The sequence below is a fragment of the Spirosoma oryzae genome (genome assembly GCF_003002825.1).
GTDB classification, from domain to species: Bacteria; Bacteroidota; Bacteroidia; order Cytophagales; family Spirosomataceae; genus Spirosoma; species Spirosoma oryzae.
Genome location: NZ_PVTE01000034.1, coordinates 1 through 26,576, shown reverse-complemented (window position 1 = coordinate 26,576; position 26,576 = coordinate 1). Strand labels below are relative to the sequence as shown.

The following is a 26,576-nucleotide window of genomic DNA, read 5'->3' as shown; positions in this document are numbered from 1 at the left end:
GCAATTCAGTAAAAAATTGACAATCAGTAGTAACCTGTATTGCGCCTGAACGGTTGACTTTCCGGAACCGTCTCCATAATATTATACTCATTGATTTTAGTGTTCATACACCGTATAGCCAATGCGCTACCGGTCGCCAACGGGCCGTTACTTTTCTGTACCTTTGTGGTTCGATATACCTAAAAAGGAGAGTATGCTGGAGAACGTTGACGCCATCCAACAAGAGATAGAACAGTACGAGGTTCGCACGAAAGACGATCTGGAACAGTTTCGGATGCGCTACATCAGCCGGAAAGGGGTGGTCACTGAACTGTTCGAATCCCTGAAACAAGCACCTGCCGAGCAACGCCGGACACTGGGTCAGGCCCTGAACGGACTGAAGAACGCAGCGCAGGCGAAATTCGACGCCTTCAGCGAAACCCTCGATCAGCAACAGGCAACCAATACGGCTCCCCCGTTTGATCTGACCCTGCCGACTGTACCGAATCTGACGGGTAATCAGCATCCGTTGAATCTGGTGCGGCAACGCATCATTCAAATTTTTGAGCGCATTGGCTTTAACGTCGCCGACGGTCCGGAAATCGAAACGGACTGGTACAACTTCGGCGCGCTCAACTTCCCCGACAATCACCCCGCCCGCGATATGCAGGACACGTTCTTCGTCAGCAAAGGAACGGCGGGCGAGCCGGGGGGCGATATGTTGCTGCGCACCCATACGTCGAACGTACAAATTCGGCTGATGGAACACACGAAGCCACCTATCCGGTCGATCATGCCGGGTCGCGTCTACCGGAACGAAACGATTTCGGCCCGTGCCCACTGCATGTTCCACCAGGTAGAAGGGCTGTACATCGATCGGAACGTTGGGTTTAAAGACCTGAAAGACACACTCTATCATTTCGTTAAGGAGATGTTCGAGCCGGGCACACAGATTCGGTTCCGCCCCTCGTATTTTCCCTTCACTGAACCCAGCGCCGAGATCGACATTTCGTGTCAGATCTGCGGAGGCAAAGGCTGTAACATCTGCAAGCACAGCGGCTGGGTCGAGATTGCCGGTTCGGGTATGGTCGATCCGCAGGTAATCGCCAACTGCGGCATCGATCCGGAGGAATACACTGGTTTCGCGTTCGGCATGGGTATCGAGCGGATTACCCAGCTCAAATACGTGGTCAACGACCTGCGCCTGTACACCGAAAACGATGTCCGTTTCCTCCGCCAGTTCGCGGGACAATAGTTAAGTGATAGAATGACAGAATGATTGAATGAGCCGATTGTTCTATCATTCTATCCTTTTATCATTCAATCACTCAAGTCATGTCTCCCATTCGTCTGTCTGATCTGGCTTTTACGCTGAATGCGGTCGTCGATGACGCATTTGGGGGGCGGCCGTTGTGGGTGGTTGCCGAGACCAGCGACATCAAGAACTACCCCGACCGGGGCTATTGCTTCCTGACACTGGTCGAGCGGGAAGGCCGGGAAACGACGGCCAAACTGGAAGCCTGTATCTGGCGTCGCCATTACCATACAATCCGCGACTTCGAGCAGGCAACGGGCGTGGCTTTCGCCCGTAACATTCAGTTACTGATTCAGGTGGTTGTGGGGTTCAACCCCGTCTATGGCCTTCGTCTGGAAATCGTCAAGATCGACCCGGCCTATACGCTGGGCAACCTGGAGCGCGAGCGGCAGGCGGTACTTGACAAGCTGGTCGCCAAACATCCCGAGCTGATCTGGGTCGAAGCCGACCAGTATGTTACGGCCAATCAGCTACTCCCCCGACCGACGGTTATTCAGCGGCTCGCGCTGATTACGGCCCCCAACTCCGACGGCTGGCGCGATTTCCGCCATGAGCTGGCGCAGAATCCGCTGGGCTATGCCTTCATCGTTGATGAATATCTTTCTCAGGTACAGGGGCAAGGTGCTGAGCGGGCCATCTGCGCGCAACTCGACGCGATTCAGAATAGTCGAATCCCTTATGATGCCGTTGTGATCGTGCGCGGGGGCGGCTCTCAGCTCGATTTTGGCTCCTTCGATACGTACGAGTTGGGCAGGGCCGTAGCCGGTTTTCCCATTCCGATCCTGGCCGGGATCGGGCACGAACGCAATGTCAGTATCACCGACCTATTGTGTCATCAAAGCGTTAAGACGCCGACCAAAGCCGCTGCGTTTCTGATTGAGCATAACCGGCAGTTCGAAGAACGCTGCCTGTATCTGCGCGAACGGCTTATCAACGCCACCCGAACCAGTCTATTGGAGGCACGTGAGCAACTCGACAGCGAGGTCGAGCGGTTTCGGTTTGTGATGCACAATTATTTCCGCGATCGCCACACCGATTTGACCGAAAAAACGGTAACCCTGCGCCACCTCGACCCAGCCAATGTATTGAAGCGCGGCTATGCCATGCTGCTGCGCAACGGACGGGTATTGACCAAAGCAGCAGACGTACAGCCCGGCGACACTTTACAGGTACGACTGGCTGATGGCAGTGTGCAGGTGATTAGTCAGTAACGACGACTTAGCTAAATAATGACTTACCAGGAAGCCTATGATCAGCTGACGATGCTGATTGACGATATAGAAAGTGACGCCGTACCCCTCGACGAACTGCCCGGAAAAATCAGGCAGGCCACCGAGCTGATTACCTTTTGTCAGGCCCGGTTACGCGACGTAGAAACCGATTATCAGGACATTATCGAACGCCTGGCAAAACGGTAGCCGTCACTTTATCCCGACCGGCAGAGTGCCCGTTTGGGAATCCTTCCTTATTTTTATGCCGGGCCACTGTCTGCAAACGGTTTCTACTGTCCTGTGCAGACTACTTTATCTCTTGCCTGTTTGAGCGAGTCCTCTATGACGTTATTTGCCACGTTTAATGATATTCTAAACTCGGATGTTCTGTCGCGCATCGCTAACTATGTCGATGAACCCGCCGAGAAAACACGTAAGGCCGTCGACGGCCTGGTTTATACAATCGTTGGTGGCCTGATGAAACGGACCACGACCGAAATTGGTGTCAATCAGCTTTTTAACCACATAAAACGGGGGCGCTATGAAGGGCAACTGCTCGACTCGCTCAATACCGTTCTGCGTGATCCGAACCAGACGAACACCCTGATTACGCAGGGAAACGACGTCATCAGCCATCTGCTGCCCGCCATGAAAAGCTCGATTGGCAGCATGATTTCCGGCTACGCCGGCATTCGTAATTCGTCGTCTATTTCGTTGCTGGGTCTCATCAGCACCATCACGCTGCATGTGCTGGGCCGGATGGTCAAAGATCGTAAGCTCGACGCCGATGGTCTGGCCTCGGCCCTGTTTGCCGAACGGGAAGCATTTGTCAATGCCGTGCCGGAAGACTTCATGCCCCGACTTGTGGAAAAGCTTGGTTTGCAGCAGATTGTGTCGGGCATAGCCGCACCAGCGCGTCGGCAGCAGCCCGAAGTAGGTGGCCAAGCGGTTGTCAATCGCCCCCCGATCAGTTATGAGCCATCAGGCGATACCGACACGAGTTCGTTAGGACGCTGGGGCGTCGGCGCGCTGGTGTTGATTGCTCTGTTGGGCCTGGGCTACTACGTTTATCAGAACACGCAGAACCATGCCGCTTCCGGTGACAGCGCCGGGCTGGCTGCTGACTCGACCCAAACCAGCGATACCGTTGCCCGATCTCTGGATGTACCCATCGACTCAGCCAATCGGCGACCCGCCACCGTGGCTATTCCCGGTGCTCCAACAGCAACGACAGTCGCGGCAACGGGGGCGCTGAGTCAGGAAATGACGCCTTACCTAGGCAATGCCGCTTTACCCAAAGGACGCGTATTTCCAATGCCGGGACTAACCTTTGAGCCGGGTTCACTTTCCCTGACAGCTAGTGCGCAGGCCACGGTCAACGAACTGGCGACGCTGCTGAAAACATACCCACGGATGCAAATTCAACTGATCGGTTTTGCCAACGATGCAGCGGGCGGCTTTACTAATAGAGCGCTGTCGTTCAAGCGGGTAAACCTCATCAAGCAGCAGTTAGTCACGTCGGGAATCAATTACCTGCGTGTCGACGCTATCGGGCGCGGATCAGGGGTTCCCCGCCGTTCGACCGACAGCACAGCCCGGCCGCGCCCGGCCCTGCGCAAGATCGATGTGAAGGTTGTTGCCAAATAGATGCGAACAAACAACTTCGGTTGTGATCGGTTGATTATGCATCAACCAATCACCAATGCATATGACCACCGAAGTTGGAAAAAGCGTACTGATTACCGGTGCATCGAGCGGTATCGGCAAAGAACTGGCGACCCTGTTTGCCAAAGATGGCTATCACCTGATTCTGGTTTCACGCAGCGAAGACCGTCTTCAGGACGTTGCCGCTGATTTCGACCGTCAGTTCGGCACGAGCAGCACCGTTATCGAAAAAGACCTGTCGAAACCTGATTCAGCGCAGGAAGTATACGACGAAGTAAAGCGACAAAACCTGACCGTCAACGTGCTCGTCAACAATGCTGGTGTCGGGGCGCACGGCTTCTTTGCCACCGAAACCGATCTACAGAAAGAGCTGGACATCATTCAGCTAAACGTTACGTCGCTGGTACAGCTAACCAAGCTTTTCGTGCGGGATATGGTCACGCGTAACGAAGGCAAAATCCTTAACCTTGCGTCGATTGCGTCGACAATGCCAAGCCCGCTGGTTGCCGTCTATGGCGCGACCAAGGCGTTCGTGTACTCGTTCTCGGAAGCCCTGCATAACGAGCTCAAGGACACGAAAGTAACCGTAACGGCCCTGCTCCCACCCGCCACCGATACCGACTGGTTTAATAAGGCAGGCGCTGAAAACACCGTGGTCGCGCAAAGCGACAAAGCCGATCCAGCCAAAGTAGCCAAGGATGGCTATGACGCACTGATGGCAGGCAAAGACAAAGTCATCTCAGGTGCATCGACCAAACTGGCTGCGGCTGTGGCGAGTGTATTACCCAGTCAGCAGAGTGCCAAGTCGTCGCGCAAGCAGATGGAAGCCCCCCGTGAAAAGTCAGATTCGTCGGCTACGCTGGTTATCGGTATCGGTGTGGCAGCACTTGTCGCAACGGGTATTGTCGCAGCAGCCATCTACCGGAACGCCAGTCCCCTAGATAAGCTGAAATACCGCTACAAGTGGAAGCGCGCCCTGGGTACGGTGCAGGACATCGCCCAGTCGGCAATCAGCCGCGCCAACGACGCTAAATCGAAAGTACAGGCGCAGGTTAGTGACCTGGAAGACGAAGTGGCTCACAAGGCACAGATGCTGAAGGCAAAGGCGAAAGCGGAGCAACTTAAGTACAAGGCCAAGCACAAGTTAGCGGAGGTAGATGGCTCGTCCGTCGGATCGATGGTCATGGACTAGCGTTGTCTGCGCGGCAATAGCATAAGCTGAATCAGTACGTAACGAGTTATCGACTAACTCCCTGACAAGTATGAAAACTACCTCATTCTGGCGCATCGCTACAGCCGTAGTCGCGGTTGGTAGCATCGTATATACATCGCTGTCGAGCCGCAACGCCCGGCAGAAAGGACAGCAGATGCAGGAAGCCGAAAGCGAACCCGAATACGACGTTCCGGCTCAGTACCAGCAGGTATTCGACAACAACCTGATTATTCCGGCGGGTTGGTCGTTCGGCGTCGTATGGTCAACGATCTACACGGGGCTGGGTTCGCTGATGGTGCATCAGGCACTCAACTCGCAGGAATACAACCCGCGTTACCGGAAGGCGCTCCCCTGGTGGGCGGCAAGCTGGGCGCTGAACGCTGTCTTTGGCCATTTCTTCTCGAAGAATGATGAAGAAAGCGTGATTATTTCCGATGCAACGACGAAGGCAAATCTGATTGCAGCACTGGGCTTACACCACGCCCTGGAGATTGGGAAAACCGACGTACCGGCTCCCGAGAAGTACCTGCGCATTCCGGTTAGTCTGTATGCGGGCTGGTTGACGGCGGCCACCGTTGTCGGAACGCCGGATACGCTCCTGACAGCCGATGTGTGGGATCGCGACGACGAGCGCGACGTGCCGCTAGCCGCTGGTATTCTGGGTGCAACTGCCGGAGCAGGCTACCTTATCGCCCGCAAGCTAAACGACCCGTGGTATATGGTACCCTTCGTAGCGGGCTTCGGCGGCATCGCTACCCGGCAGTGGAACCGCTACCCCGTCATCGGCTGGACAGCGGCCGGACTTACCGCAGCCTACGCTGGTTTGCTGGCGTATTGGCTTCCCAAAGGCAAGTTTGAACCCTACGAAAAAATCGTTGTTCACGATGCCGAGTTATTGGCCGGACCCGTCGAAACAGAGGATACGCATCAGGCCAACATCGCCCGCGAGCGCATGACGCCCATCGAAGCCGAGAGCCTTGACTAACAGAAAAGCCCCGTTGTGAATGCAGCGGGGCTTTGTGCTTATCGCCTGCGCCGAACGACCTGACGAAGCGCCGGTTCGATCGCCAGTGCATGGCCATGACCAAACGTAACCATCACGCGATCATGCTTGTCAAGCGCCTGATCGATCTTTGCCAGCAACACACTGTCGCGGGTCATTTTCGACGTCCGGCCAAGGGCGCAGTAGTAACAGCCGTTACCGTTGACGTAGTCAAACTTTTCAATGTCTTCGCTAAGTGTCAGCGTAAATGGACGACCTATTTTCGTCTGATACAGCGCTTTGAAATAGCCGAGCGTCTGCTCGTTTGCGGACAGGGGCAAACCGCTTTTGACAAACCAGTCTGGAATAGCTTTTTCGTACAGTGACTCGAATGACTGACTCCCGTAAGCACCACCCAGGTACGGGACGACCAGTCGTTCCATCACGTAATACAGCAGGAGATCATCCTTCCCGTACTTATGAAGCATCAGCGGGAACTCTACGTGTTCAGCCAGATCGCCGTTCAGCAGTTGTATGCCGGTTCGGTCACACAAGTACTTCATGACGCCCGTTTCGCCGTTTCGGCTGATTCCTTCCTGAACGGTTGCATACTGTTCTGCCGGGTCGAGCTGACCACCTTCGTTGAACGCCACCTGTGGTTGCAGTTTGCGAAACTGCTGCTGAATCACGACAAACTGCGGACTCGCTGTATCGCGGGTATGATTGCAGCCGATCAGTAGTACGTGCTTTCTTCCGTGACGGGCATCTATGACATACGGTGTTTTGACGCGTTCCATCCGCTTGCCAACCCATACATAGTTCCGCATCATAAACGGACCCATTCGGGTTGTAGGGGCAGTGCAGCCAGCGGTTAATAAACCGGCTAGTATTGCCACGAGAAAACAGGTACGCATAGCAGTCAATCAGGACACTTTGACACTAAAATCGCGATCTGACGCCTAAAAACAGACAAAATGACCGAAAAACCTAGGCGGTACGTGATTTGTTTATAAGACAGTATCGAATCGAAAACCTTACCGCAACAGACGGTTAACCTCTACAGAAAATGGACTTCAAGAATTACACGATAAAAGCGCAGGAGGTTGTGCAGAAGGCGTCGGAGATCGCCCTCGGCAACGGCCAGCAGGCCATCGAAACGGGCCACCTGCTGCTGGCGATTCTCCAGGAAGATGAGAACGTCATGGATTTTCTGGCGCAGAAAGCGGGCACAACCCGACAGGGCATGATTCCGATTGTGCAGGCCATCGTCAACAACTATCCGAAGGTATCGGGCGGTAATGGCGGGGTGTACCTGAGCAACGATACCGCTACGGCACTGGCGAAAGCAACGACGCTGTCGAAGGAATTTAACGACGATTTTGTGAGTGTCGAACTGATGCTGCTTGGCTTACTGGCCGGCAGAGACCAGATTGCAACGTTATTGAAAGAAGCCGGCTTCCGCGACAAGGACATGCGGACGGCGATCAACGAATTGAGAAAAGGAAGTTCAGTGAAAGACCAGAACGCAGAAGCAAAATACCAGGCACTGGAACGCTACAGTGTCAACCTTAACGAACGCGCCCGGACCGGTAAAATCGACCCGGTCATCGGTCGCGATGAAGAAATCCGGCGGGTACTTCAGATCCTGAGCCGCCGGACAAAAAACAACCCGATTCTGCTGGGTGAACCGGGCGTTGGTAAAACAGCCATCGTCGAGGGCCTGGCGCAGCGGATCGTGTCGGGCGATGTTCCCGAAAATCTGAAGACCAAGACGATTATTTCGCTCGATATGGGTCTGCTTATCGCCGGTGCCAAATACAAAGGCGAGTTCGAGGAGCGGCTCAAGTCGGTCATTAAAGAAGTGACGGACTCCGACGGCGAAATCATTCTGTTCATCGATGAGATTCACACGCTGATCGGTGCGGGTGGTGGTGGCGACGGCGCTATGGACGCGGCTAACCTGCTGAAGCCAGCCTTGTCGCGCGGTGAGTTGCATACCATCGGTGCCACGACGCTGAAAGAGTATCAGAAATACATCGAGAAAGACAAGGCGCTCGAACGCCGGTTCCAGGCCGTAATGGTCGATGAGCCGGACATGGCCGATGCAATCTCGATCCTGCGGGGTATCAAAGAGAAATACGAGCTGCACCATGGCGTACGCATCAAAGACGATGCGGTAATTGCCGCCGTCGAACTCTCGACCCGCTACATCACCGACCGTTTCCTGCCCGACAAAGCCATTGACCTTATGGACGAAGCGGCTGCCAAACTGCGGCTGGAAATGGACTCGGTACCCGAAGAGCTGGACGAACTCAACCGGCGCATCATGCAGCTCGAAATTGAGCGCGAAGCGATCCGGCGGGAGAACAACGTCGATAAAGAAACGTCGCTGAACCGTACGATTGCCGATATGACCGAGCAGCGTAACGACTTGCAGGCGAAGTGGGAAACCGAGAAAGCATCGGTCAACGAAGGCCGGACGCTGAAAGAGCAACTCGATCAGTTGCGGTTTGAAGCCGAGCAGGCCGAGCGTGCCGGTGATTACGGCAAAGTAGCCGAAATCCGCTACGGCCGTATTCCGGAAATCGAAACCAAGCTGGCTGGTCTGACCAACGGCGGTAACGACGAGCCGACGGGCGACCGGATGATGCAGGAAGAAGTAACTGCCGAAGACATCGCCGAAGTCGTAGCGAAATGGACGGGTATTCCCGTGCAGAAGATGCTGCAAAGCGACCGCGAAAAACTGCTCAACCTGGAAAAGGAACTGGGCAAACGGGTAGCGGGTCAGGCCGAAGCGATCGAAGTGGTGTCGGACGCCGTTCGCCGGAGCCGCGCCGGTATGCAGGATCCCAAACGGCCCATCGGTTCGTTTATCTTCCTCGGCACAACCGGTGTCGGTAAAACCGAGGTGGCCCGGACACTGGCTGAATACCTGTTCAACGACGAAAACGCGCTGGTACGGATCGATATGAGTGAGTATCAGGAACGCCACGCCGTCAGCCGACTGATTGGTGCTCCTCCGGGCTACGTGGGCTATGACGAAGGTGGTCAGCTGACCGAAGCCGTACGTCGGAAACCGTATTCGGTCGTGCTGCTCGACGAAATCGAAAAAGCTCACCCTGATGTCTGGAACATCCTGCTGCAAGTGCTCGATGAAGGCCGTCTGACGGATAATAAAGGCCGTACGGCGAACTTCAAGAACACGATCATTATCATGACGTCGAACATCGGTAGCCACCTGATTCAGGAGAAGTTTGCCGAAGACGAAGGCTGGAATCACAGCCTGGTACTGGAGGAAGCGAAGTCGGCGGTGATGGAGTTGCTGAAGCAAACCATCCGGCCGGAATTCCTGAACCGGATCGACGAAATCGTGATGTTCGAACCGCTGACGCAAGGCAACATCCGCAAGATTGTCGATATTCAGTTCAACGAGATCAAGAAGCGGCTGGCCGAAGGTGGTATCCAGCTCGACGCTACCGACGAAGCGCTCGACAAAATCGGTAAGGAAGGATTCGACCCCGTCTTTGGTGCCCGTCCGTTGAAACGCGTGCTGCAACGTCGGGTACTCAACGAACTATCGAAAGCCATCCTATCAGGTGAAGTCCGTAAGGATTCGGTCGTACTCATGGAGCTAAACGACGCCGGTGAAATTGCCTTCACCAACCTCGATGCTGAAATTGAGTTGTAATCAATCTCTTGTCTCAAGCAGTAGGATCGCCGAAGCGACATCCTGCTGTTTGCTAACAAACAAAGCCCGGTTACTACAGCGTGACCGGGCTTTTCTTATATTTAGACTGCTATTTCAGGCTGCTCTCCGATGACGTACCAAAACTATATTTCCATTGATCCAGAAATCCGTTTCGGTCGCCCGTGCGTTACAGGAACACGCATTAGCGTCTATGATGTACTAGGCTGGCTCGGCATTGGTATGAGCGTCTCTGACATTATGGATGACTTTCCAGAACTTACCGAAGAACAGATACGAGCTTGCTTATTATACGCAGCTGATCGGGAACGAAAGATTCGGGTGATTGTATGAGTGCCACACCGCTCAAGCTGCTATTTGACGAAAACATCTCATACCGGATTGTCAAAAAAGTAGCCCATCTCTATCCAGGAAGTGAGCAGGTCATATCATGGCTTGACCGTTAACGGTGTCAGGCGATTAGCACGTGATTTGGGTAACTGCGCCTAACCATTCACTTTTGCAGTAAAACCAATTCCTAAACCAATCTCTGCAACCTGATGAGCAATCAATCCCGCCGGCGTTTTGTGAAAAGCGCCCTGGCTTCGGGCGTCGTGGCGACAAACCTGCCGACGATTACGGCACCGAAGGAAGTATTCGTACACCATGTGCTGTTCTACCTGAAAAACGCCGGCAACGCGACCGACAAAGCAAAACTGCTCGAAGGGCTGAACAAGCTGGCGAAGTGTCCGACAATCAAGATGGTCAACATTGGCGAACCGGCCAATACGAATCGCGAGGTGATTAAACGCGACTATACCTACTCGTGGCTTTGCCTGTTCGATAGCCCCGCCGATGAGGAGGCCTATCAGAAACACCCGATTCACGACGACTTCCGTAACAACTACGCCCACCTCTGGGAAAAGGTCGTCATCTACGACTCCATCGGGCCAAAGCGATAAATGGTTTTCGGTTTACAATATTCAGTTTTCGGTGTTCCGCAGGTTAGTCATTCGGTTTGACGATCACTATTCTAAGAGGACTCTATGCCAGTAAGCGCAGAAGCCCCGGACGTGAATCCGGGGCTTCTGCGCTTACTGAAAACTGTAAACCGTATACTGAAAACTATATTACAGATTTGCGTCTTCGTTGCTGTTGAATGTATCGCCCTGCCGGATGTCGCCGGTTTTGAGCCCCTTCTTGAACCAGTACACGCGCTGCGCAGACGTACCGTGGGTAAAGGCGTCGGGTACGACACGACCCTGCGTTTCCTCCTGAATTTTGTCGTCACCAATCGCATTAGCGGCCGTCAACGCTGACTCGACATCGTTTTCGTCGATCGAGATCGTTTTTCCCTGCGCCCGGTTGGCCCATACACCCGCAAAGAAGTCAGCCTGTAGCTCCAGCCGAACCGATACCTTGTTGTATTCACGTTCGCTCATCTGCTGCCGCGCCTGCTCTACCTTCCGCATGATGCCCAGTTGATTCTGCACATGGTGACCAATCTCGTGGGCGACGACGTAGGCCATGGCAAACTCGCCGGGTGCCTGAAACCGCTGCGCCAGTTCGTCATAAAACGACAGGTCGATGTATACTTTCTGATCGAGGGGGCAATAGAACGGCCCCATCGCCTGTTGTGCGGTGCCGCAGCCCGACGACGTAACGCCCCGGAACATGACCAGCGTTGGGTCCTGATACTGCGAGCCCTGTTCCTGGAAAATCTTACCCCAGACGTTCTCCGTACTAGCCAGCACTTTCCGGGTAAACGAAGCGGCAGCATCGTCAGGTTGGGGACCATTCGGGGCCTGGCTGCCTTGTTCCTGCTGGGTTGGGGCGCTCCGGTTCAGGATCTGCGATGGATCACCACCGAGCAGCATTACGATGACGGCGATCACTACCGTACCGATACCACCACCGACAATCAGGCCACCACCGCCACTCCCCCGGCGGTCGTCTACGTTATCGCTCTCGCGTCCACCTAACCATTGCATAGTTGTCTAACATTAAATGTGTATAGCCTGCTCAGAATAATCATTCCGGGCGCGAAATGTTTTCGCCCTATCAGACTGGCACGGTCGGATCTGGTCACGGCTGACAGATGATCTGTTGTGCCGACTATTTTTCAGCCGATTCATCGGTCGCGCTAATGACCCGGATACCGGTTTTGACGCGATCCACTTTCTGCCGCAAGGCGTTCATATCAGCATCCATGACCGTCACGTGGCCCATCTTGCGAAACGGCTTGGTGATGGCTTTTCCGTAGAAGAACGGGAAAACACCCGGCATGGCCAGCAGGTTCTCCAATCCTTCGTACTCGGCCGGCCCCGTATGCCCCGCTTCGCCCAGCAGGTTCAGCATCGCAGCGGGTTGATAAAACGTCGTATCGCCCAGCGGATAGTTCAGGATGGCGCGCCAGTGCTGTTCGAACTGCGACGTTACGTTGGCCTGAATCGTATGGTGACCACTATTGTGCGGGCGGGGGGCCACTTCGTTAATCAGTACCTGCCCCTGCTTGTCGAGAAACATCTCAACGGCCAGTATTCCCACGATACCAAAGGCATCGGCCGTTTGCCGGGCAATCGCCTGCGCCTGTTGATCGACGGCAGCCGTAATCTCGGCGGGCGCGAACAGGTATTCGACCAGATTCAGTTCGGGATGAAACACCATCTCGACGGTCGGGAATGTCTGCACCTCGCCCCGCGCGTTACGAGCGACGATTACAGCCAATTCTTTCTCAAAATCGACGGCTTTTTCGAGCAGACCGGGCGCGTCGAATGCTTTGTCGAAATCGGCGGTCGTCGCGATACGTTGCACACCACGGCCATCGTACCCGTCACGACCGAGTTTATGGAAAGCAGGTAGAAAATCGCCGTGACGAGCTGCATCAGCGCGGTCGTCGGTCAGGATAAAGTCGGCGGTGGGTAAGTTGTGTTCGCGGTAGAACTGCTTTTGCAGCCGCTTGTCCTGAATGGTACGGATAACCGATGGCTGCGGATAAACGCGTTTACCTTCCCGCTCCAGTGCTTCCAGCGCGTCGACGTTGACGCGTTCAATTTCAATCGTCAGTACATCGACCGATTGCCCAAATTGGTACACCGTATCGTAATCGGTGAGGGAGCCGGTCGTGAATTGGGTGCAGAGTGTGCGGCAGGGCGCATCCGCATCGGGATCGAGTACGTGAACGCGTAAGTTCCAGTCGATGGCGGCCTGTAGCAGCATTAGCCCCAGTTGTCCTCCGCCGAGAATACCAATGGTAGGTGTCAAAAATGTATGCGGTTTGTTTGCCGCAAAGGTACAATAGAAGAAAGAGATAAGACGGACGAAGAAAGACAGGCGATGCCTGATTCGCATCCCTTACCCCTGAAGGGAGTTCAGGGCAGGGCAGTTGAGTTCTTTAGTTGGCGATGATAATAGCCAAACTTCCTCCGGCTAGCCATACCCCCCGTCCCCTGAAGGGGGTGAACTTCATTGGCGGAATGCTCCCCCTTTAGGGGGCTGGGGGGTAGATAAACTAGAACTTAATAGCCCTGCCCTTCAGAGAATTCAGGGGTAAGCCCCCCTACCTATCTTTCTTCTTACATCTTATCTCTTTCTTCCCAAAATTTACTCCCGCCGGGTAATATCCGAGCCGCCTGATGACTGTTTCGAGACGACCCGGCCCGAGCCGTAGTAGTAAATATCGGAACCGCCCGACGCCCGCAGGCTCATGTCGCCCGTTGCCCGCACGTACACGTCCGAGCCGCCCGACGAGGTTGCGTTGCAGGTTTCGGCAGTTAGCTTGCGGGCATCCACGTCAGCACCACCCGAACCATTTACGTTGACCCGCCGGGCAGTTCCGTCGAGGATGGCATCGGCCCCGCCCGACGAATCGATATCCAGATCGTCGGCTTTCAGCGACAGTTTCATATCGGCTCCACCCGATGCGCTTAGTTTCAGATCGTTGAACGACAGAACACCCTGGCCGTACACATCGGCACCACCCGATGCGGCAATGGCGGTCAACTGCCGGAACGTGACGTAAGCCTTTACCGAGTTATTACGATTTTTCATCCAGTTCATGCCCCCCGGCCGATCGATGTACAGTTTCAGCGTCCCGTTCCTGATCTCCGAACGCACCTCGTCTTCATCCAGCCCTTTCACCTCAAGCGTCAGCTTTTCGCTGTTTCCCTGCGTCAGGTAGACGTCGATGCCGCTGCTCACGCTCAGGCCCGTGAATCCCGATACGGCACGGTCTTTTTTCCAGTCGTCGGTGGCCGAGTGGGCGGCAGAGGTCAGTAACAGCGTTGTTAGTAGTAGCGTTTTCATACGGTTGTCGTTCGTTTTTCAATTGATGCGCAAAGCAATCGAAACGTTGCATGATTCAAATGAAGTTCTACAGCAACGGTCGACGCACGTCAATCCCACGCAAGCGACAGCAACGATACGCCCTGCCGAGGCAGCGTGAAGGGGAGTTCGATCCGCCCGTCTTTGTTCACCGTTACCAACTGTGGTTTGCCAACGGTTTGTAGCTGTCCGGCCCGTTCTAGTTCCGCAATCTGAGCGGTCGTCGGCGCTTTGGGCGATCCCATACGCTTCCACGCTTCATAGGCGTTGCTCGATTGCTGATCGACACGATAATGAGTAAGCCGCGCTTGCTTCCCCGGCACACCACTGACCTGTACCGTCACGGGCGCAGCCGGACCGGGCAGGTTGTCGTCGTGGTAATGCCAGATCAGCACCGAGGCCGATTTGCCCGTATGCGTCGCCAGCGCGTTTACGTCGGGTTCGGCCCGGACACTGCTGTCGCGCAGCCGGTTATAACTGTAGCCGGCCGGACGCGTAGTGGCCACCCGGTTTCCGTCCATCTTGCCAAACATCCGAAATACGTTCAGCACGGGCTTGTCGACACCATTCGTTGCGAGATCCCGAAAGCCACGAAACCAGGCTTGGTCCTCAAACTCGAACGCCCAGGTTACGGCCCCCGCCAGGTTGACACCATGTGCCTTGGCCAGATCATATTTCCGGGCAAACGACGCGGCTGTATAGCTCGAATACATCGTCCCGTTCCGGTATGCGTTCTGCGGATGCAGGTCTTCCGAACAGGCAGCGCAGCCTTCCGGGTCCGATTCGCCGATGATGATGGGCAGCTTTTTCAGGGTCGGGTACGAGGCTACGATGGCAAAGCCCCGGTCGATGTCGCGGAGTTGCGCACCCATGTCCATCCGAACGTGCCCGTCGACCACTTTCGGGTTTCCTTTCGCGTGGAACGTAATGAAATCGATGGGTGTCCCCGTTTTCCCCGTCACGTAGTTTTTGCCGCTGACGACATGGTCGAGAAAGGTGCGGAAGAATTTGGCCGATACATTCCAGTTCGGGCCGGTCACTTCGGGCCCGCCGATTTTAGCCGTGGGCAGCGCGCGCTTGACGGCATCGGCGGTGTAATCGTAGAGTTTGATGTACTCTTCCGTGGTGCCTTTCCAATAGCCGATGTTGGGCTCATTCCACAGTTCCCAATACCACTTCTCCACTTCGGTCTGCCCGTACCGACTGACGGAGTGCTTCACCCATTGATAGACCAGTTCGCTCCACTTCTTGTAGTCGTTCGGTGGATACGCCCAGCCGGTATAAATGTCGTTGTAATCATCGCCCGGTTTCCAGTGGTGCCGGTACGGCTGCGGATGACTCGACAGGGCTTCCGGCATAAACCCAATCTGCGCGATGGGCCGCATCCCCCGCTGAATGAACGTGTCGAAGATTCGGTCGACAATAGTCCAGTCGTAAACCGGATTGCCGTTTTTATCCTCCGTATACGCGTTGGTCGATCCCCATTTCAGAGCGGCTTCCCCGTCGCCCGTAACGAGCAAACTGTGTACCCGCACATTGACCGGCACCGGACTTAACCGCGACAATTCGGTGAGCAGTTTTTTGCCGTCTTTCATGTACGTGTAGTTTGGCTCGTCGTAGCCAAACCACGCCCAGATTGGCGGCAGCGGACCCTGGTCCTGTTTCAGATCGACGGAGATAACGGTTGGCGGTAGTGTTTGCGCAACGGCAGCGCCGTGGATCAGCAGGCTGATTCCGGCTGCGCGGAAAAACGATTTTAGCATCTGGTAATGGTTGAAACGTAGCAGTGTTGGTATAAAACCCGTTTACATCGTTTTTTTACCATTGCGAATAGTACAGTGGTGTGTAGCCTGGACGTCCACGTCCGGGTGGACGCAACAGCGGCCTGAAAAGCTGCCGCCTGCATCAGTTGCCCTGGCGGGCACCCGGACGTGGACGTCCAGGCTACACGTCTGTCCGTTATTTTTGAAACTTGTCCGGTAGCGGACGTACAGCCAACCCAGTTTTCACCACAACAAACTGGCAGACAGCATACTAAATAACTGGCACTTTGCTTGTACAACCTTTCTCACTATGATTGAACTCAACCAGATTTCGAAATACTACCCAACCGGGTTCGGGAAGACATACGTATTGCGACAAATCGACCTGTCGATCAAGCAGGGCGAGTTTGTCTCGATTATGGGACCGAGCGGATCGGGCAAATCGACGCTGCTCCACATTCTGGGTCTACTGGAAGAGCCGTCGGAAGGTGAATACAAATTCGACGGTCAGCCGGTACAGAAGCTATCGGAAAAGAAACGTACCGAGCTGCACCGCACCCGCATCGGCTTCGTATTTCAGGCATATCACCTGATCGACGAACTGACGGTGTACGAGAACATCGAGACGCCGTTGCTGTATAAAGGCCTTGGGGGGTCGGAGCGCAAAAGCCGCGTGGCCGAACTGCTCGACCGGTTCAACATGGTTGCCAAGAAAGATTTGTTTCCAGCGCAGCTGTCGGGTGGGCAACAGCAGTTGGTAGGTATTGCCCGCGCACTGGCTCACAATCCCGCCGTGATATTCGCCGACGAACCAACCGGCAATCTCCACTCCGATCAGGCCCACGACATCATGGCGCTGTTCCGCGAACTCAATCAGCGCGACGGGGTTACGATTGTGCAGGTAACGCACTCCGAAGTCAACGCCGAATACGGCTCTCGTGTCATCCGGCTGAAAGATGGCTGGTTGGTCTAATTACCAAAAGGGGCCGAAACGACAGCGTTTCGGCCCCTTTTGGTAAACGTCAAAATGCAGCTCACGGAATCGGATTCCCGTTCTCGTCAATGTTTCCTGACGCAATGGTACTGCCACCACTCAGCGATAGGTAGTAGGTTCCACTACCCCCGCCTTTTTCCAGCGTGTTGTTTCGCAGAACATTGTTGACGGCCCGGTTGCCATACGAGATAAACGTCGCGTAGTTGCCGGCAGATGGTTTATTCGACAGCGTATTGTTGGCGAAAGTGTTGTTCGCTACGTTGTCACAAACGACGGCTCTGTCGAACGTCGTCTGAATCACATTACCGGTGAACGTACCGCCGGTCGTGGAGTGGCCCAGTTCCAGCATCCCCGTCATGTTGAAGTTGTTGTTGGCGAATTTAGTGGGGCCACCGTTGAAGAGTTGTATTCCTCCCGTAACCCGGCCTACCGTCGAGTTCCCGGTAATTTCGGTACCCGTCAGAACGGCACCGCCCCCCTGCCCCTCGCCGGAACCGTCGTTGGACCCGGCCAGGAATCGGCTGAAGGTTCCTTCGAATGTATTGTTCGTGATTTTCACGTTACGGGCGGCTCCGGCCACTTCGATACCGTAGAAACTACAGTTTACGATGCGGTTTTTATCGACGGTCAGCCCATCCATCGGACCCGACAGCGAGATACCGAACCAGGAATCGTGGAAGTAATTGTTCTGAACGGTGATATTCTTACCCGCGTAGACACCATAGTTGTCGTGGTTGAAGATCTCACAGGCCATCCGCTTCGCGCGCACGTCGTTGTTGGCCACCAGAATATTACTGGCTGATTTTCCCGACTGAATCTTCACCGTCAGCCAGTTAGTACTGTCTTTCGCTGCTTCGTCGCGGCTGCTACAGTTCTGGATGGTCAGGTTGTTTACCGTTGGCCCGTCGATGTAGATGGTGCCTACCTGCGTGTCTTCCTGCGACGTCACGTTCCACGACAGGCCGTCAATCAGGATGTTTTCGAGCGGTTGCGGACTATCCTGTGGCCGGGTCAGGTAAACAAACGATGCGTATGAATTTGGCAGCTCGATCACGACTTTACCCGGATTACCCCGCACCGTCATACCACTTCGAAGCAGCACTGATTGCCGTTGCTTATACGTCCCGTCCGGTATGATCAGCACGTCGACCGCGTTGACAGCCGCCTGTAACGCCGGACCGATGTCGTCGACGCCAGGGACGATACCGAACCAGACGGCACTGGCATCTCCCGTGTACTCGCGCTTGTATCGAATACCGTTGGCCGTCACCAGTACCGTTCCGGTGTTGTCGGTCGAACTTTCGTCGCCGGGAATGGCCCGGAACAGGCCCTCTTTACCCGAATCGGTAAGTTGAATACTACCCGGCAGATTCGGTCCGGACAGCGCGCGTACGTCGGCGACGGTCAGCGCATCCTGCCGGTTCCAGATCAGTGCGGGCTCCGGGTCGGCCTGATGACACTGCGCAAACAGGACAACCACTATTGAGAGCCAGCCGAAGCGGCTTACTGTTTTCACGTTCATAAAATCAAGTTTCAGGTTGAGTAATACGCTGCTATGTTTTACCATTTTTACCGCTGTCAGACCAGGCGTTACACTAGCCACACCCGTACCGTACAGCTAAGGTAAGTCGTTACGGCACAGTAATAGTCTGAAAACCAACGAAATGATATAACGGACCTGTCATAAACAAAACCAGTGCTGGTTTCTGGCGGGTCCGCCCGTGCAGTTTAGGAAGGGAATAGTCCGTTCACAGGGTGAATGGCAGCACAAAGGTTAAAAGTCCATTAAACAGGACCTACTTAAATCTACTGTTTTGTGCTAATGGGTATCTAAACATATGTCTGCTACTGTCGTCGCCGATGACCGTTGCGTAAATATGGCCTACTCAACGTATGGTAATACCAGCTCAATTTTCTTTACTTTGCAAAACAAAGTTCTTTTAAAACTTATGAAAGCAAATCGACTGTCTATGCTGCAACGTTACCTGCGCCGTTCCAACCGTGGCCTGACCGCCCTTACCGGTTTAACCCTTGCCGGCATCGGCCTGACCATCGCCCGTGGGCTTATCACCGACAACTGGTGGTTCTTCATCATGCTTACCTGGAATCTTTTCCTGGCCTGGTTTCCGCTGGGTGTCGTGCTGGTGTTGCGCGATCTGCGGGCTGCGGCAGCCGAGCGACCGTTATTTGGCAGTACCGAAGTACTGCTGGCCGGGCTGACGGTCTGGCTGGCTTTCCTGCCCAATGCACCCTACATCATTACCGACCTGTTTCATATTCAGCACGTGCCGATGCCGCTGCTCTGGTTCGACACCATGACCATTTTTCTGTTTGCCATGACAGGGCTTCTCTGCGGGTTGTACTCGGTTTTGCTGGTGCATCGCCTGCTGCGCCCGTTGCTGGGCACCACCCAAACCTGGATCGTAACGCTGTCGTGTCAGTTTCTGTCGGGCTTCGGTATTTATCTGGGCCGCTTCGGCCGGTGGAACAGCTGGAATGTATTGTCATCACCCGTAGATTTGTTGCAGGCGATCGTGCATGCCTACCGCGATCACCTCAGCATCAAACTAACGCTGGCGTACGGTTTTGTGCTGGTCGTGCTGTACGTCGCTTTTTGGTGGCATAATGAACAGGATGAACCGGTGCTGATTCGCTGATCGTTTTTATGATTGACATACGCAAAGTAGTGCGCAGTTTCGGTTTTGCGGGTCAGGGAATTGTCGATCTGTTCCGGTTTGAGAACAACGCTAAAGTCCACGGACTGGCAGCGGTACTTGTTCTGGCGCTGGGTAGCTGGCTGGGCCTGAGCCGGGTAGAATGGGCCTTACTCATCACCCAGATTGGTCTGGTCTGGGCTGCCGAAGCGGTAAATACGGCGCTCGAAAAACTTTGTGACCACGTTACGCCCGACCGTCACCCACAAATCAAAGCCATCAAGGACATGGCATCCGGCGCGGTACTCATTCTGGCGATTACAGCCGCCACGGTGGGGCTCATCATTCTGGGTGGCCACGTTATCGACCGTTTTTTCTGACCTTTCCTATTCAACTCATGCACGAGTCCCGTGAACATCTTCAGACGCTGACCGAGATACGCAGCCTGATGGAGCGTTCGTCCAAGTTTCTGTCGCTCAGTGGTCTGTCGGGCGTTTCGGCCGGTGTTGTTGCACTGGCTGGCGCGTTTGTCGTATACACCCGCTTCCGCTGGCAGACACTGCTACCCGCCCCCTACGGCGACCGGATTACCAGTCAGCTTCACGGCAGCGACCGTACTTTTCTGATCCTCGTCGCCGTGGCAGTACTGGCACTGGCGCTGCTGTTCGGCGTTTACTTTACCATCCGGAAAGCGCACCGGCAGGGGCTGTCGGTCTGGAATAATTCGTCGCGACAACTGGTACGGTCGATGGCAATCCCGCTACTGACGGGGGGAATTTTCTGTCTGGCGCTGTTGTCTTACAATCTGATCTGGCTGGCGTTGCCAAGCACGCTGATTTTTTACGGGCTCGCGCTGGTCAGTGGCAGTAAGCATACGCTGCGCGACGTGGAATCGCTGGGCTACTGCGAAATCGGGCTGGGCTTGCTCACCCTGTGCTGGCCGAGCTACAGCCTGCTTGCGTGGGCGACTGGCTTTGGCCTGCTGCACATCATCTACGGGCTGGCCATGTACTTTAAATACGAACGGAATACGGCATGAATCAACAACTGCTGGCAAACTTCAACAAAGCTTTTGAAAGTAAAGCGCGGTTAAGCATCATGTCGGTACTCATGGTTAATGATTCGCTGAGCTTCAACGCGTTCAAGGAATTGCTCGGGCTGACCGATGGCAACTTGGCCACGCATCTGCGCGCCCTCGAAGAAGCCGGATTCGTGTCTGTGCAGAAGCAGTTCATAGGCCGTAAACCCAATACTACCTATTCCGCTACCGATACTGGGCGACAGGCGTTTACCGAGCACCTCAACGCTCTGGAAGCCTTTATCCGGGGTATCTGATGCGGTGTCACATACACGAACCAAACCAAGAGCGCCCCGGCAGGAATACCGGGGCGCTCTTGCTGAACCAGCTACAAGAGAGCGAACTAGTCCATCGTCTTCGAGGCAATGCCCCCCTTCTGGCTGTCGACGTCGACGGTCACTTTGCCGGGTTTGCCTTTCACCAGCCAGCGCACTTTGACGTACCCCATCCCCGGAATATTCGGCACGTCGATCGTCGACGGGTTGTTTTTCTGCTCACGGGTAATGCCCAGATCGTCGTTGTCGACCAGCATACCCGCCAGCGCCGTTGCGCCTTTGAGTGAAATACGGTCGGGCCGCTCGATTCGGTATTTCACGTCATGACTCGAATGCGTCGGAATTACCCGCTGATTTTGCACCGTCGCCGTAATTTCGGTCAGGCCGTTGGCGAGGGCTTTCGTTTCGATGTTCTGCACGACCAGCATCGGCATGTTGTCGGCGTGGAAAAGCGTGAACGCCATGTTGCGGTGCGCGTCTTCTTCCAGCATGAAACCGGGGTGGTTTCGGATGTAATTTTTCTTCGGCCCACCGATTTCGATATCACCGAACTGCGGGTGATTGTAGGCTTTCCAGGGCACATACGCGTCTTTTAGCAGCAGGTACTTGTCGAACTGATTGAACTCGTCGTTCTGAAAGCGATTCTCGTCGGACTTCTGGTTGAACAGTTTGTACGACGTCATCAACTCGGTCGAGAACGTGAACACACCGCGTCCCAGCGAGAACCAGTCGATTTCTCCCCCGTACACCGTGTACAGGTCTTTGTAGATCGTCAGGTACCGATAACCGGGAATCATCTTCTCGCCGACTTTCCCGATCACGTCATACACCGCGATGTCGCCCGGCGTGTAGTACGGCACGTCTTCTTCCGAACCCGGCCCCCGCAGGAACATGCCGCCGTAGTTGTGGTAGCTTTGCGCCCCGGCGATGTTGGGGTGACTCATGACAAATTTCTTCACCGCCTGCGTTTCGGGCAGTGTGCCCGGATAGTATAGCGCCCCCCGCTGAATGTAATCGGGTTGCCAGCCCCAGCCCCAGTCGCGGTTGGGATCGTACTGCCCCACTACGTCTTCGTTGACCAGCCCATCGCCGTCGTTGTCTTCGCCCTCGTAGCCAAGCAGTTCGTACGTACCCGGCTCGTCGGGTTTAGCGGGCACCATGCGGGTCGGATCGCTGGGGTCGACGTTCCAGCGGCCCAGCGGACTCTTCCGACGCATTTGTACGATGTTACCGTCTTTGTCCAGATCGTCGTATTTGTCTTCGTCAACCTGCCCGTCGCCGTCGTCGTCCAGTGGCATCATCCCGGAGCGGGGCGAATTCGAGTTATTCGGATTCTTGACGAAATCTTCGCGGGCGTCGGGGTTGATCGTCGGGGTGATGTAGAATACCCGATCCTTGAGCAGCTCCCGGATGTACGGTTCATCGGCAAACGATTCGGCCAGGTACCAGGCCGTGTACATCGCCACTTCCGACCCCTGAATTTCGTTGGAGTGAATGTTCCCGTCGATGTAAAAACCGGGCTTCCGCGCCGGATTGCCTGTTTTCGTATCCGTAATGGTCAGCACCCAGATGTCGCGTCCCTGATACGACTTTCCCATCGATTCCAGCTTCACCAGATCCGGATAGGCTTTGGCCAGATCCTGACAGAATTTGGTAATCATGCCGTAGTCGTTATAGTGATTCCAGCGCATCGGCACCTTGGGATTTACGGGCGACCCAATGGCTTTCAGACCACCGGGATCGTCGGTTTTGGCGGGTTGCTTCTGCGCAACGGCCGTCAGCGCAAATAGACTGAATGTTATGAGGAGTATGTGTTTCATAGTGTGTGTAGCCCAGACGTCCACGTCTGGTAGCCGTAAGGCTAACTGATTTTAGCGGTAGCTTTTTTAGCCGCTGGCGCGGCTACCAGACGTGGACGTCTGGGCTACGGTTTGCGGGCACTATTGCACAACAAACTGAAAACCGTATACTGTAAACCGAAAACCTTACTTCAGATTGATTTCCTGTTGGTTGATACCGGTCATGGCGTTGCCGGCTTCGAGCGTTACGCGCCCGGAACCGCTGACGAGGAACGTGACGTCCATCGTTTCGCCCGCTGCCATCGGTCCACGCAGCATGATCCGCCGACCCGATACGACGCTTTGTTTATCCGCCAGTTTCAGTTCGACTTTCATTTTCGGTACCCAGCGTACCCGATCACCCATGTCGCTACCCGTTGGCAGCAGCCCCCGGTTGACGACCTGCGCCGTGATCCGATGCAGGTTGCTACCCAGTGATTCGCTGCGCACGTTGACGATCTCGATCTGCGGCATCCGGCCGGCCAGTGCCGTCATGAACTGTACGTGCTTCTGTACGTTGTCGGCCAGAAACCGAACGGGCGGATTTTGTCTGGCGAATGGGACCAGACCGCCTACCTCGGCTTTACGACCCGGAAAGTCTGGGTGGTCAACGGGTGTCCAGTTGACATAAACGTTGGTAAGTCCATTGGCGTCGGCCCATTTCAGAAAACGCACGTCTTCGTTGTCGTCGCCACCTTTCACAGCCAGTCCGGGCTTGGTAGACGTGTTGCTACTGTCGCGACGGGCGGGCGGAGCCGAAACCGCTTTGGGTGCCCACCAGCCGGGTGTCGAGAAGCTAAACCGACCGTGGTGGTAGTAGGCCGTCTGGGCGAAGTTGCCCTTCGTCGCGGGCTGAGCGGGGGCATCTTTCAGGCTCGTCTGGGCGTTGTAGAGTTTCGACACCTGCTCGCCCACAGTAGCATCTTTTTCCAGCAAACCCGTAATGATACGCTTCGCCGTTTTCGAGCGATCGAACTTCGGCGCTTCACTCAGGTTGTTGTACGGTCCGAACGTCAGGACGGCGTATACGTTCGGCGACTTCGCCAGGAAATCGAGCAGCGCCCGGTTTTCCGGTTCCGAGACCGGCATTTCGCCCGAGCCGGGGGTAAAGAACGGGTAGTCGAACGTGAAGTTTTTGTCGGGGGCAACGCCACCCTCACCATCTTCGTTAAACTGCCCGTCTTTATCGGCGTCCACGCCTTCCGACAAAACAAGATAGCGCCCGGTTTCGCCCTTCGCCGGATCGGCTTTGACCAGTACACGCGCGTCGTCTTTGCTCGGCACGTACTGACCGGTTGGGTCTTCGATACGTACCTGCGTGATTTGTCCGTCGCGGTTCAGATCGTCGAACGGGTCTTCATTCAGGCGTCCGTCGCGGTCATCGTCGGTGTCGCGGGCGTTGCCGGTGCGCTCGAAGCGAAGTTTGGCGAATGCCTGGGCCTGGGCGTCGGGACTGACGAGGGGAAGCACGTAAATGGTTTTCGTGTCGAGTACCCGGCGAATACTGTCGCTGGTACTGCTCAGCAATTTTTCCGCCAGTTCGACAGCCATCTCCGTACCGGCGAGATGACTACCGTCGATTCCGGCGACGAGTAACAAGGCTGGCTTGGCGGTTGCCTTACCACGACCAAGCGTGAGCAGCCAGATATCCTTCCCACTGAGCGATTTGCCGATCGACTCGACGGTGGCGGCATTACCCGAACGGCTGGCCAATGTCTTTAAACGGGCCGACAGTTGCGCGTGGTCCTGATAGCCCGGTGGTGTCGGGGCGGATTGTGCCTGCACCAACGGACTCCATAAGCTGATGAAGAAGGCAGTACAAAAAAGGTGTTTCATTCGGTTTTTGGAACAGATAATTCGGCCCTAAAATACAACCAGCGCAACAGACTACGGCAACCATCCCTGGTGGAACTGGTTGATATAGGGTACCGAAGAGTTTTATCGACACGATTCATCGTGTGACAGACGCTGTAATGAGCCCTGCCTATGCCATCCAACAACAGCTTCGGCACCCCTACCCTCCGGAGTAGCCGCGAGCAGGGCCATCGTCAGACTACCTGGCCCGAGTTATTGAACGATCTGGTTTTTACCGCGATCATCGCCCAACTGGCCGGACGGTTACTGGCCGATGACAGCGATATGTCTTTTCTGGAGTTTGTGCTGATCTATGTCCCGGTCTGGTGGCTCTGGAACGGCGAAACCAATTATTCGACCCGGTTCGACAACGAACAGGACGTTGTTCACCGGGCGCTGGCCAGTGTTCAACTGATTGCCCTGATTATTCTGGCCACGACCATTCCCCGTTCGGTAGAGTCGGCCGTACTCTCGAAGGTGTTCGCGATCACGTATTCCGTCACTCGCTTTACATTGCTCATCGAATACAGCCGGGTCTGGTACTACCTGCCCGACACCCGACCTTTCATTCAGCGAATCGCGCTGGGTTTCGGTGCGTCGATCATCCTGTGGGTCGCATCGGTATTCGCGCCGGTACCGTATCGATACTGGCTGTGGGCGGTCGGTTTACTGATCGAGCTGACAACGCCCCTCGTCATCACAAATAAGGACGAGCATAACAAATTCCCGCCCGACGTCCGCCACTTACCCGAACGGTATGGCCTGTTCACGCTGCTTGTGCTGGGTCAATCGGTTACCAGCATCGTCAACGCCATGATCGACCACGGCCTTACGGTAAAAGCCGTGAGCGCCACCGTCCTGTGCGCCATTATCATCATCGGTATCTGGTGGGCTTACTTCGACCGGGTCGACGACGAGGCTGTGCGACAAGTGGAGAAAGGCGGTTCGAGTGTACCGTATCGCTTCTGGCTGTACCTGCACCTGCCGCTAACGATGGCCCTGACGATGGTCGGCGTTGGCATGCAGATGGCCGTTAAAAACGTCGAGACTTTAGACCTGTCCCAGTCGGCGCAGTGGTTTATGGCCGGCGCACTGGGCGCTTACTTCCTGATACAGGCCAGCATCAGCCTGACGACATGGATTGCCGGATCATCGCACCCCAGTTTCAGGCGCGGTGTTGTTGTCCGGTTTGGGCTGGGCATCGCGTTTACCGGACTCGGCTTTATCAGCAGTCTCGGTCCGCTGATGCTGCTGGGCCTGCTGGCAGCCGGCGTTATTGGTCTGATTCTGAGTGACACACTCGGCCCGGAACCACCATCCAACTTCGAAGGCGGGCGTGAACAGGAAAACCAGCCGTGATGAAATCAACTGACGTGAAGGCCTTTGTACGTCATTTTTGATCAGCCAGGTACATACCGAAAATAATCAACTTAATTGACCGATTGACTAGTAAATTGCGGTAGTATACGGCTTCTATAGGTAGTTTGGTTACCCGTTTTCTGTTGGTCCTGAATCGCATAACGTATGATTGATAACCCCTAAATCACCTAAAGAGGACTTTGTCTACGTGTGAATAAAGTCCGGCAGCGGCCGACCGTCCTTTAGGGCAGGGCTGTTAAGTTCTAGCCTGTTTACCCCCCGACCCCCTTCAGGGCTAATCTTGTAGGGGTTTTGAAAACGAGTAAATTTGGTGACACAACCCCCAACAAAATGAGTGAATTCAGTCAGATGACACGCTTTCGGCCTC

Annotated in this window: 23 protein-coding genes; 15 read left to right on the top strand and 8 right to left on the bottom strand. The window is 55.1% G+C overall.

What is annotated here, in order from left to right; genetic code table 11:
* The first annotated feature begins 193 nt into the window (after window positions 1–193).
* The 6 genes from pheS to CLV58_RS24940 all read left to right on the top strand — a co-directional run bounded on the left by pheS (window position 194) and on the right by CLV58_RS24940 (window position 6,368).
* On the top strand, window positions 194–1,234 hold the full coding sequence (gene pheS / locus CLV58_RS24965) for a phenylalanine--tRNA ligase subunit alpha (RefSeq protein ID WP_106140590.1): 1,041 nt from the start codon (window positions 194–196) through the stop codon (window positions 1,232–1,234).
* An 80-nt stretch (window positions 1,235–1,314) separates the two neighbouring features.
* The gene (locus CLV58_RS24960; protein ID WP_106140567.1) at window positions 1,315–2,505 is read left to right on the top strand and encodes an exodeoxyribonuclease VII large subunit; all 1,191 of its coding nucleotides are present in this window, start codon (window positions 1,315–1,317) and stop codon (window positions 2,503–2,505) included.
* A gap of 18 nt (window positions 2,506–2,523) precedes the next feature.
* On the top strand, window positions 2,524–2,712 hold the full coding sequence (gene xseB / locus CLV58_RS24955; protein ID WP_106140566.1) for an exodeoxyribonuclease VII small subunit: 189 nt from the start codon (window positions 2,524–2,526) through the stop codon (window positions 2,710–2,712).
* A gap of 135 nt (window positions 2,713–2,847) precedes the next feature.
* Window positions 2,848–4,152, top strand: coding sequence for an OmpA family protein (locus tag CLV58_RS24950; RefSeq protein ID WP_106140565.1), 1,305 nt, complete (start codon window positions 2,848–2,850; stop codon window positions 4,150–4,152).
* A gap of 61 nt (window positions 4,153–4,213) precedes the next feature.
* Complete coding sequence (locus tag CLV58_RS24945; protein ID WP_106140564.1) at window positions 4,214–5,362, top strand: SDR family NAD(P)-dependent oxidoreductase; 1,149 nt, start codon at window positions 4,214–4,216, stop codon at window positions 5,360–5,362.
* Between the two features lie 70 nt (window positions 5,363–5,432).
* Window positions 5,433–6,368 (top strand): tryptophan-rich sensory protein, encoded by a 936-nt coding sequence (locus tag CLV58_RS24940; protein ID WP_106140563.1) that lies wholly within the window; start codon window positions 5,433–5,435, stop codon window positions 6,366–6,368.
* Between the two features lie 38 nt (window positions 6,369–6,406).
* Here the strand turns inward: CLV58_RS24940 and CLV58_RS24935 are convergent, their stop codons facing one another.
* Entirely contained in the window at window positions 6,407–7,195 is a 789-nt protein-coding gene (locus CLV58_RS24935; protein ID WP_146141539.1) for a hypothetical protein, read from the bottom strand.
* A gap of 236 nt (window positions 7,196–7,431) precedes the next feature.
* Between CLV58_RS24935 and clpB the strand changes: the two genes are divergently transcribed.
* The 3 genes from clpB (at window position 7,432) to CLV58_RS24920 (ending at window position 11,012) form a co-directional block, all read left to right on the top strand.
* Window positions 7,432–10,053 carry an ATP-dependent chaperone ClpB gene (clpB, locus tag CLV58_RS24930; protein WP_106140561.1) on the top strand — a complete coding sequence of 874 codons (2,622 nt, stop codon included), beginning with the start codon at window positions 7,432–7,434 and terminating at the stop codon, window positions 10,051–10,053.
* Between the two features lie 129 nt (window positions 10,054–10,182).
* Entirely contained in the window at window positions 10,183–10,404 is a 222-nt protein-coding gene (locus tag CLV58_RS24925; protein ID WP_106140560.1) for a DUF433 domain-containing protein, read from the top strand.
* 206 nt (window positions 10,405–10,610) lie between these two features.
* Entirely contained in the window at window positions 10,611–11,012 is a 402-nt protein-coding gene (locus CLV58_RS24920) for a Dabb family protein (protein WP_106140559.1), read from the top strand.
* 168 nt (window positions 11,013–11,180) lie between these two features.
* On the opposite strand, the gene ypfJ is transcribed toward CLV58_RS24920, so the two are convergent.
* From ypfJ to CLV58_RS24900, 4 genes are all read right to left on the bottom strand, one after another.
* The gene (gene ypfJ / locus CLV58_RS24915; RefSeq protein ID WP_106140558.1) at window positions 11,181–12,041 is read right to left on the bottom strand and encodes a KPN_02809 family neutral zinc metallopeptidase; all 861 of its coding nucleotides are present in this window, start codon (window positions 12,039–12,041) and stop codon (window positions 11,181–11,183) included.
* A 124-nt stretch (window positions 12,042–12,165) separates the two neighbouring features.
* On the bottom strand, window positions 12,166–13,314 hold the full coding sequence (locus CLV58_RS24910) for a 5-(carboxyamino)imidazole ribonucleotide synthase (RefSeq protein ID WP_281257952.1): 1,149 nt from the start codon (window positions 13,312–13,314) through the stop codon (window positions 12,166–12,168).
* Between the two features lie 339 nt (window positions 13,315–13,653).
* On the bottom strand, window positions 13,654–14,355 hold the full coding sequence (locus CLV58_RS24905) for a head GIN domain-containing protein (protein ID WP_106140556.1): 702 nt from the start codon (window positions 14,353–14,355) through the stop codon (window positions 13,654–13,656).
* An 89-nt stretch (window positions 14,356–14,444) separates the two neighbouring features.
* The gene (locus CLV58_RS24900; RefSeq protein WP_106140555.1) at window positions 14,445–16,136 is read right to left on the bottom strand and encodes a GH39 family glycosyl hydrolase; all 1,692 of its coding nucleotides are present in this window, start codon (window positions 16,134–16,136) and stop codon (window positions 14,445–14,447) included.
* Between the two features lie 310 nt (window positions 16,137–16,446).
* Between CLV58_RS24900 and CLV58_RS24895 the strand changes: the two genes are divergently transcribed.
* Window positions 16,447–17,109: an ABC transporter ATP-binding protein gene (locus CLV58_RS24895; protein WP_106140554.1), complete on the top strand. Its 663-nt coding sequence runs from the start codon at window positions 16,447–16,449 to the stop codon at window positions 17,107–17,109.
* A 61-nt stretch (window positions 17,110–17,170) separates the two neighbouring features.
* Here the strand turns inward: CLV58_RS24895 and CLV58_RS24890 are convergent, their stop codons facing one another.
* The gene (locus CLV58_RS24890) at window positions 17,171–18,652 is read right to left on the bottom strand and encodes a right-handed parallel beta-helix repeat-containing protein (RefSeq protein ID WP_170108795.1); all 1,482 of its coding nucleotides are present in this window, start codon (window positions 18,650–18,652) and stop codon (window positions 17,171–17,173) included.
* A 427-nt stretch (window positions 18,653–19,079) separates the two neighbouring features.
* On the opposite strand from CLV58_RS24890, the gene CLV58_RS24885 reads away from it, so the two are divergent.
* The 4 genes from CLV58_RS24885 to CLV58_RS24870 are packed head-to-tail and all read left to right on the top strand — an operon-like array spanning window position 19,080 to window position 21,119.
* Window positions 19,080–19,787 (top strand): DUF1361 domain-containing protein, encoded by a 708-nt coding sequence (locus tag CLV58_RS24885; RefSeq protein ID WP_106140552.1) that lies wholly within the window; start codon window positions 19,080–19,082, stop codon window positions 19,785–19,787.
* A gap of 8 nt (window positions 19,788–19,795) precedes the next feature.
* Window positions 19,796–20,164 (top strand): diacylglycerol kinase family protein, encoded by a 369-nt coding sequence (locus CLV58_RS24880; protein ID WP_106140551.1) that lies wholly within the window; start codon window positions 19,796–19,798, stop codon window positions 20,162–20,164.
* Between the two features lie 17 nt (window positions 20,165–20,181).
* Window positions 20,182–20,823, top strand: coding sequence for a hypothetical protein (locus CLV58_RS24875; protein ID WP_106140550.1), 642 nt, complete (start codon window positions 20,182–20,184; stop codon window positions 20,821–20,823).
* The gene (locus CLV58_RS24870; protein ID WP_106140549.1) at window positions 20,820–21,119 is read left to right on the top strand and encodes a winged helix-turn-helix domain-containing protein; all 300 of its coding nucleotides are present in this window, start codon (window positions 20,820–20,822) and stop codon (window positions 21,117–21,119) included. The genes CLV58_RS24875 and CLV58_RS24870 overlap by 4 nt, the downstream gene beginning before the upstream one ends.
* An 86-nt stretch (window positions 21,120–21,205) precedes the next feature.
* Here the strand turns inward: CLV58_RS24870 and CLV58_RS24865 are convergent, their stop codons facing one another.
* Complete coding sequence (locus CLV58_RS24865) at window positions 21,206–22,957, bottom strand: M14 family metallopeptidase (protein ID WP_106140548.1); 1,752 nt, start codon at window positions 22,955–22,957, stop codon at window positions 21,206–21,208.
* Between the two features lie 165 nt (window positions 22,958–23,122).
* Window positions 23,123–24,811 (bottom strand): M14 family metallopeptidase, encoded by a 1,689-nt coding sequence (locus CLV58_RS24860; protein WP_106140547.1) that lies wholly within the window; start codon window positions 24,809–24,811, stop codon window positions 23,123–23,125.
* 150 nt (window positions 24,812–24,961) lie between these two features.
* Here CLV58_RS24860 and CLV58_RS24855 point away from each other — a divergent pair, with 150 nt between their 5' ends.
* Window positions 24,962–26,188, top strand: a complete 1,227-nt coding sequence (locus CLV58_RS24855; protein WP_106140546.1) for a low temperature requirement protein A — start codon at window positions 24,962–24,964, stop codon at window positions 26,186–26,188.
* Window positions 26,189–26,576 lie beyond the last annotated feature (388 nt).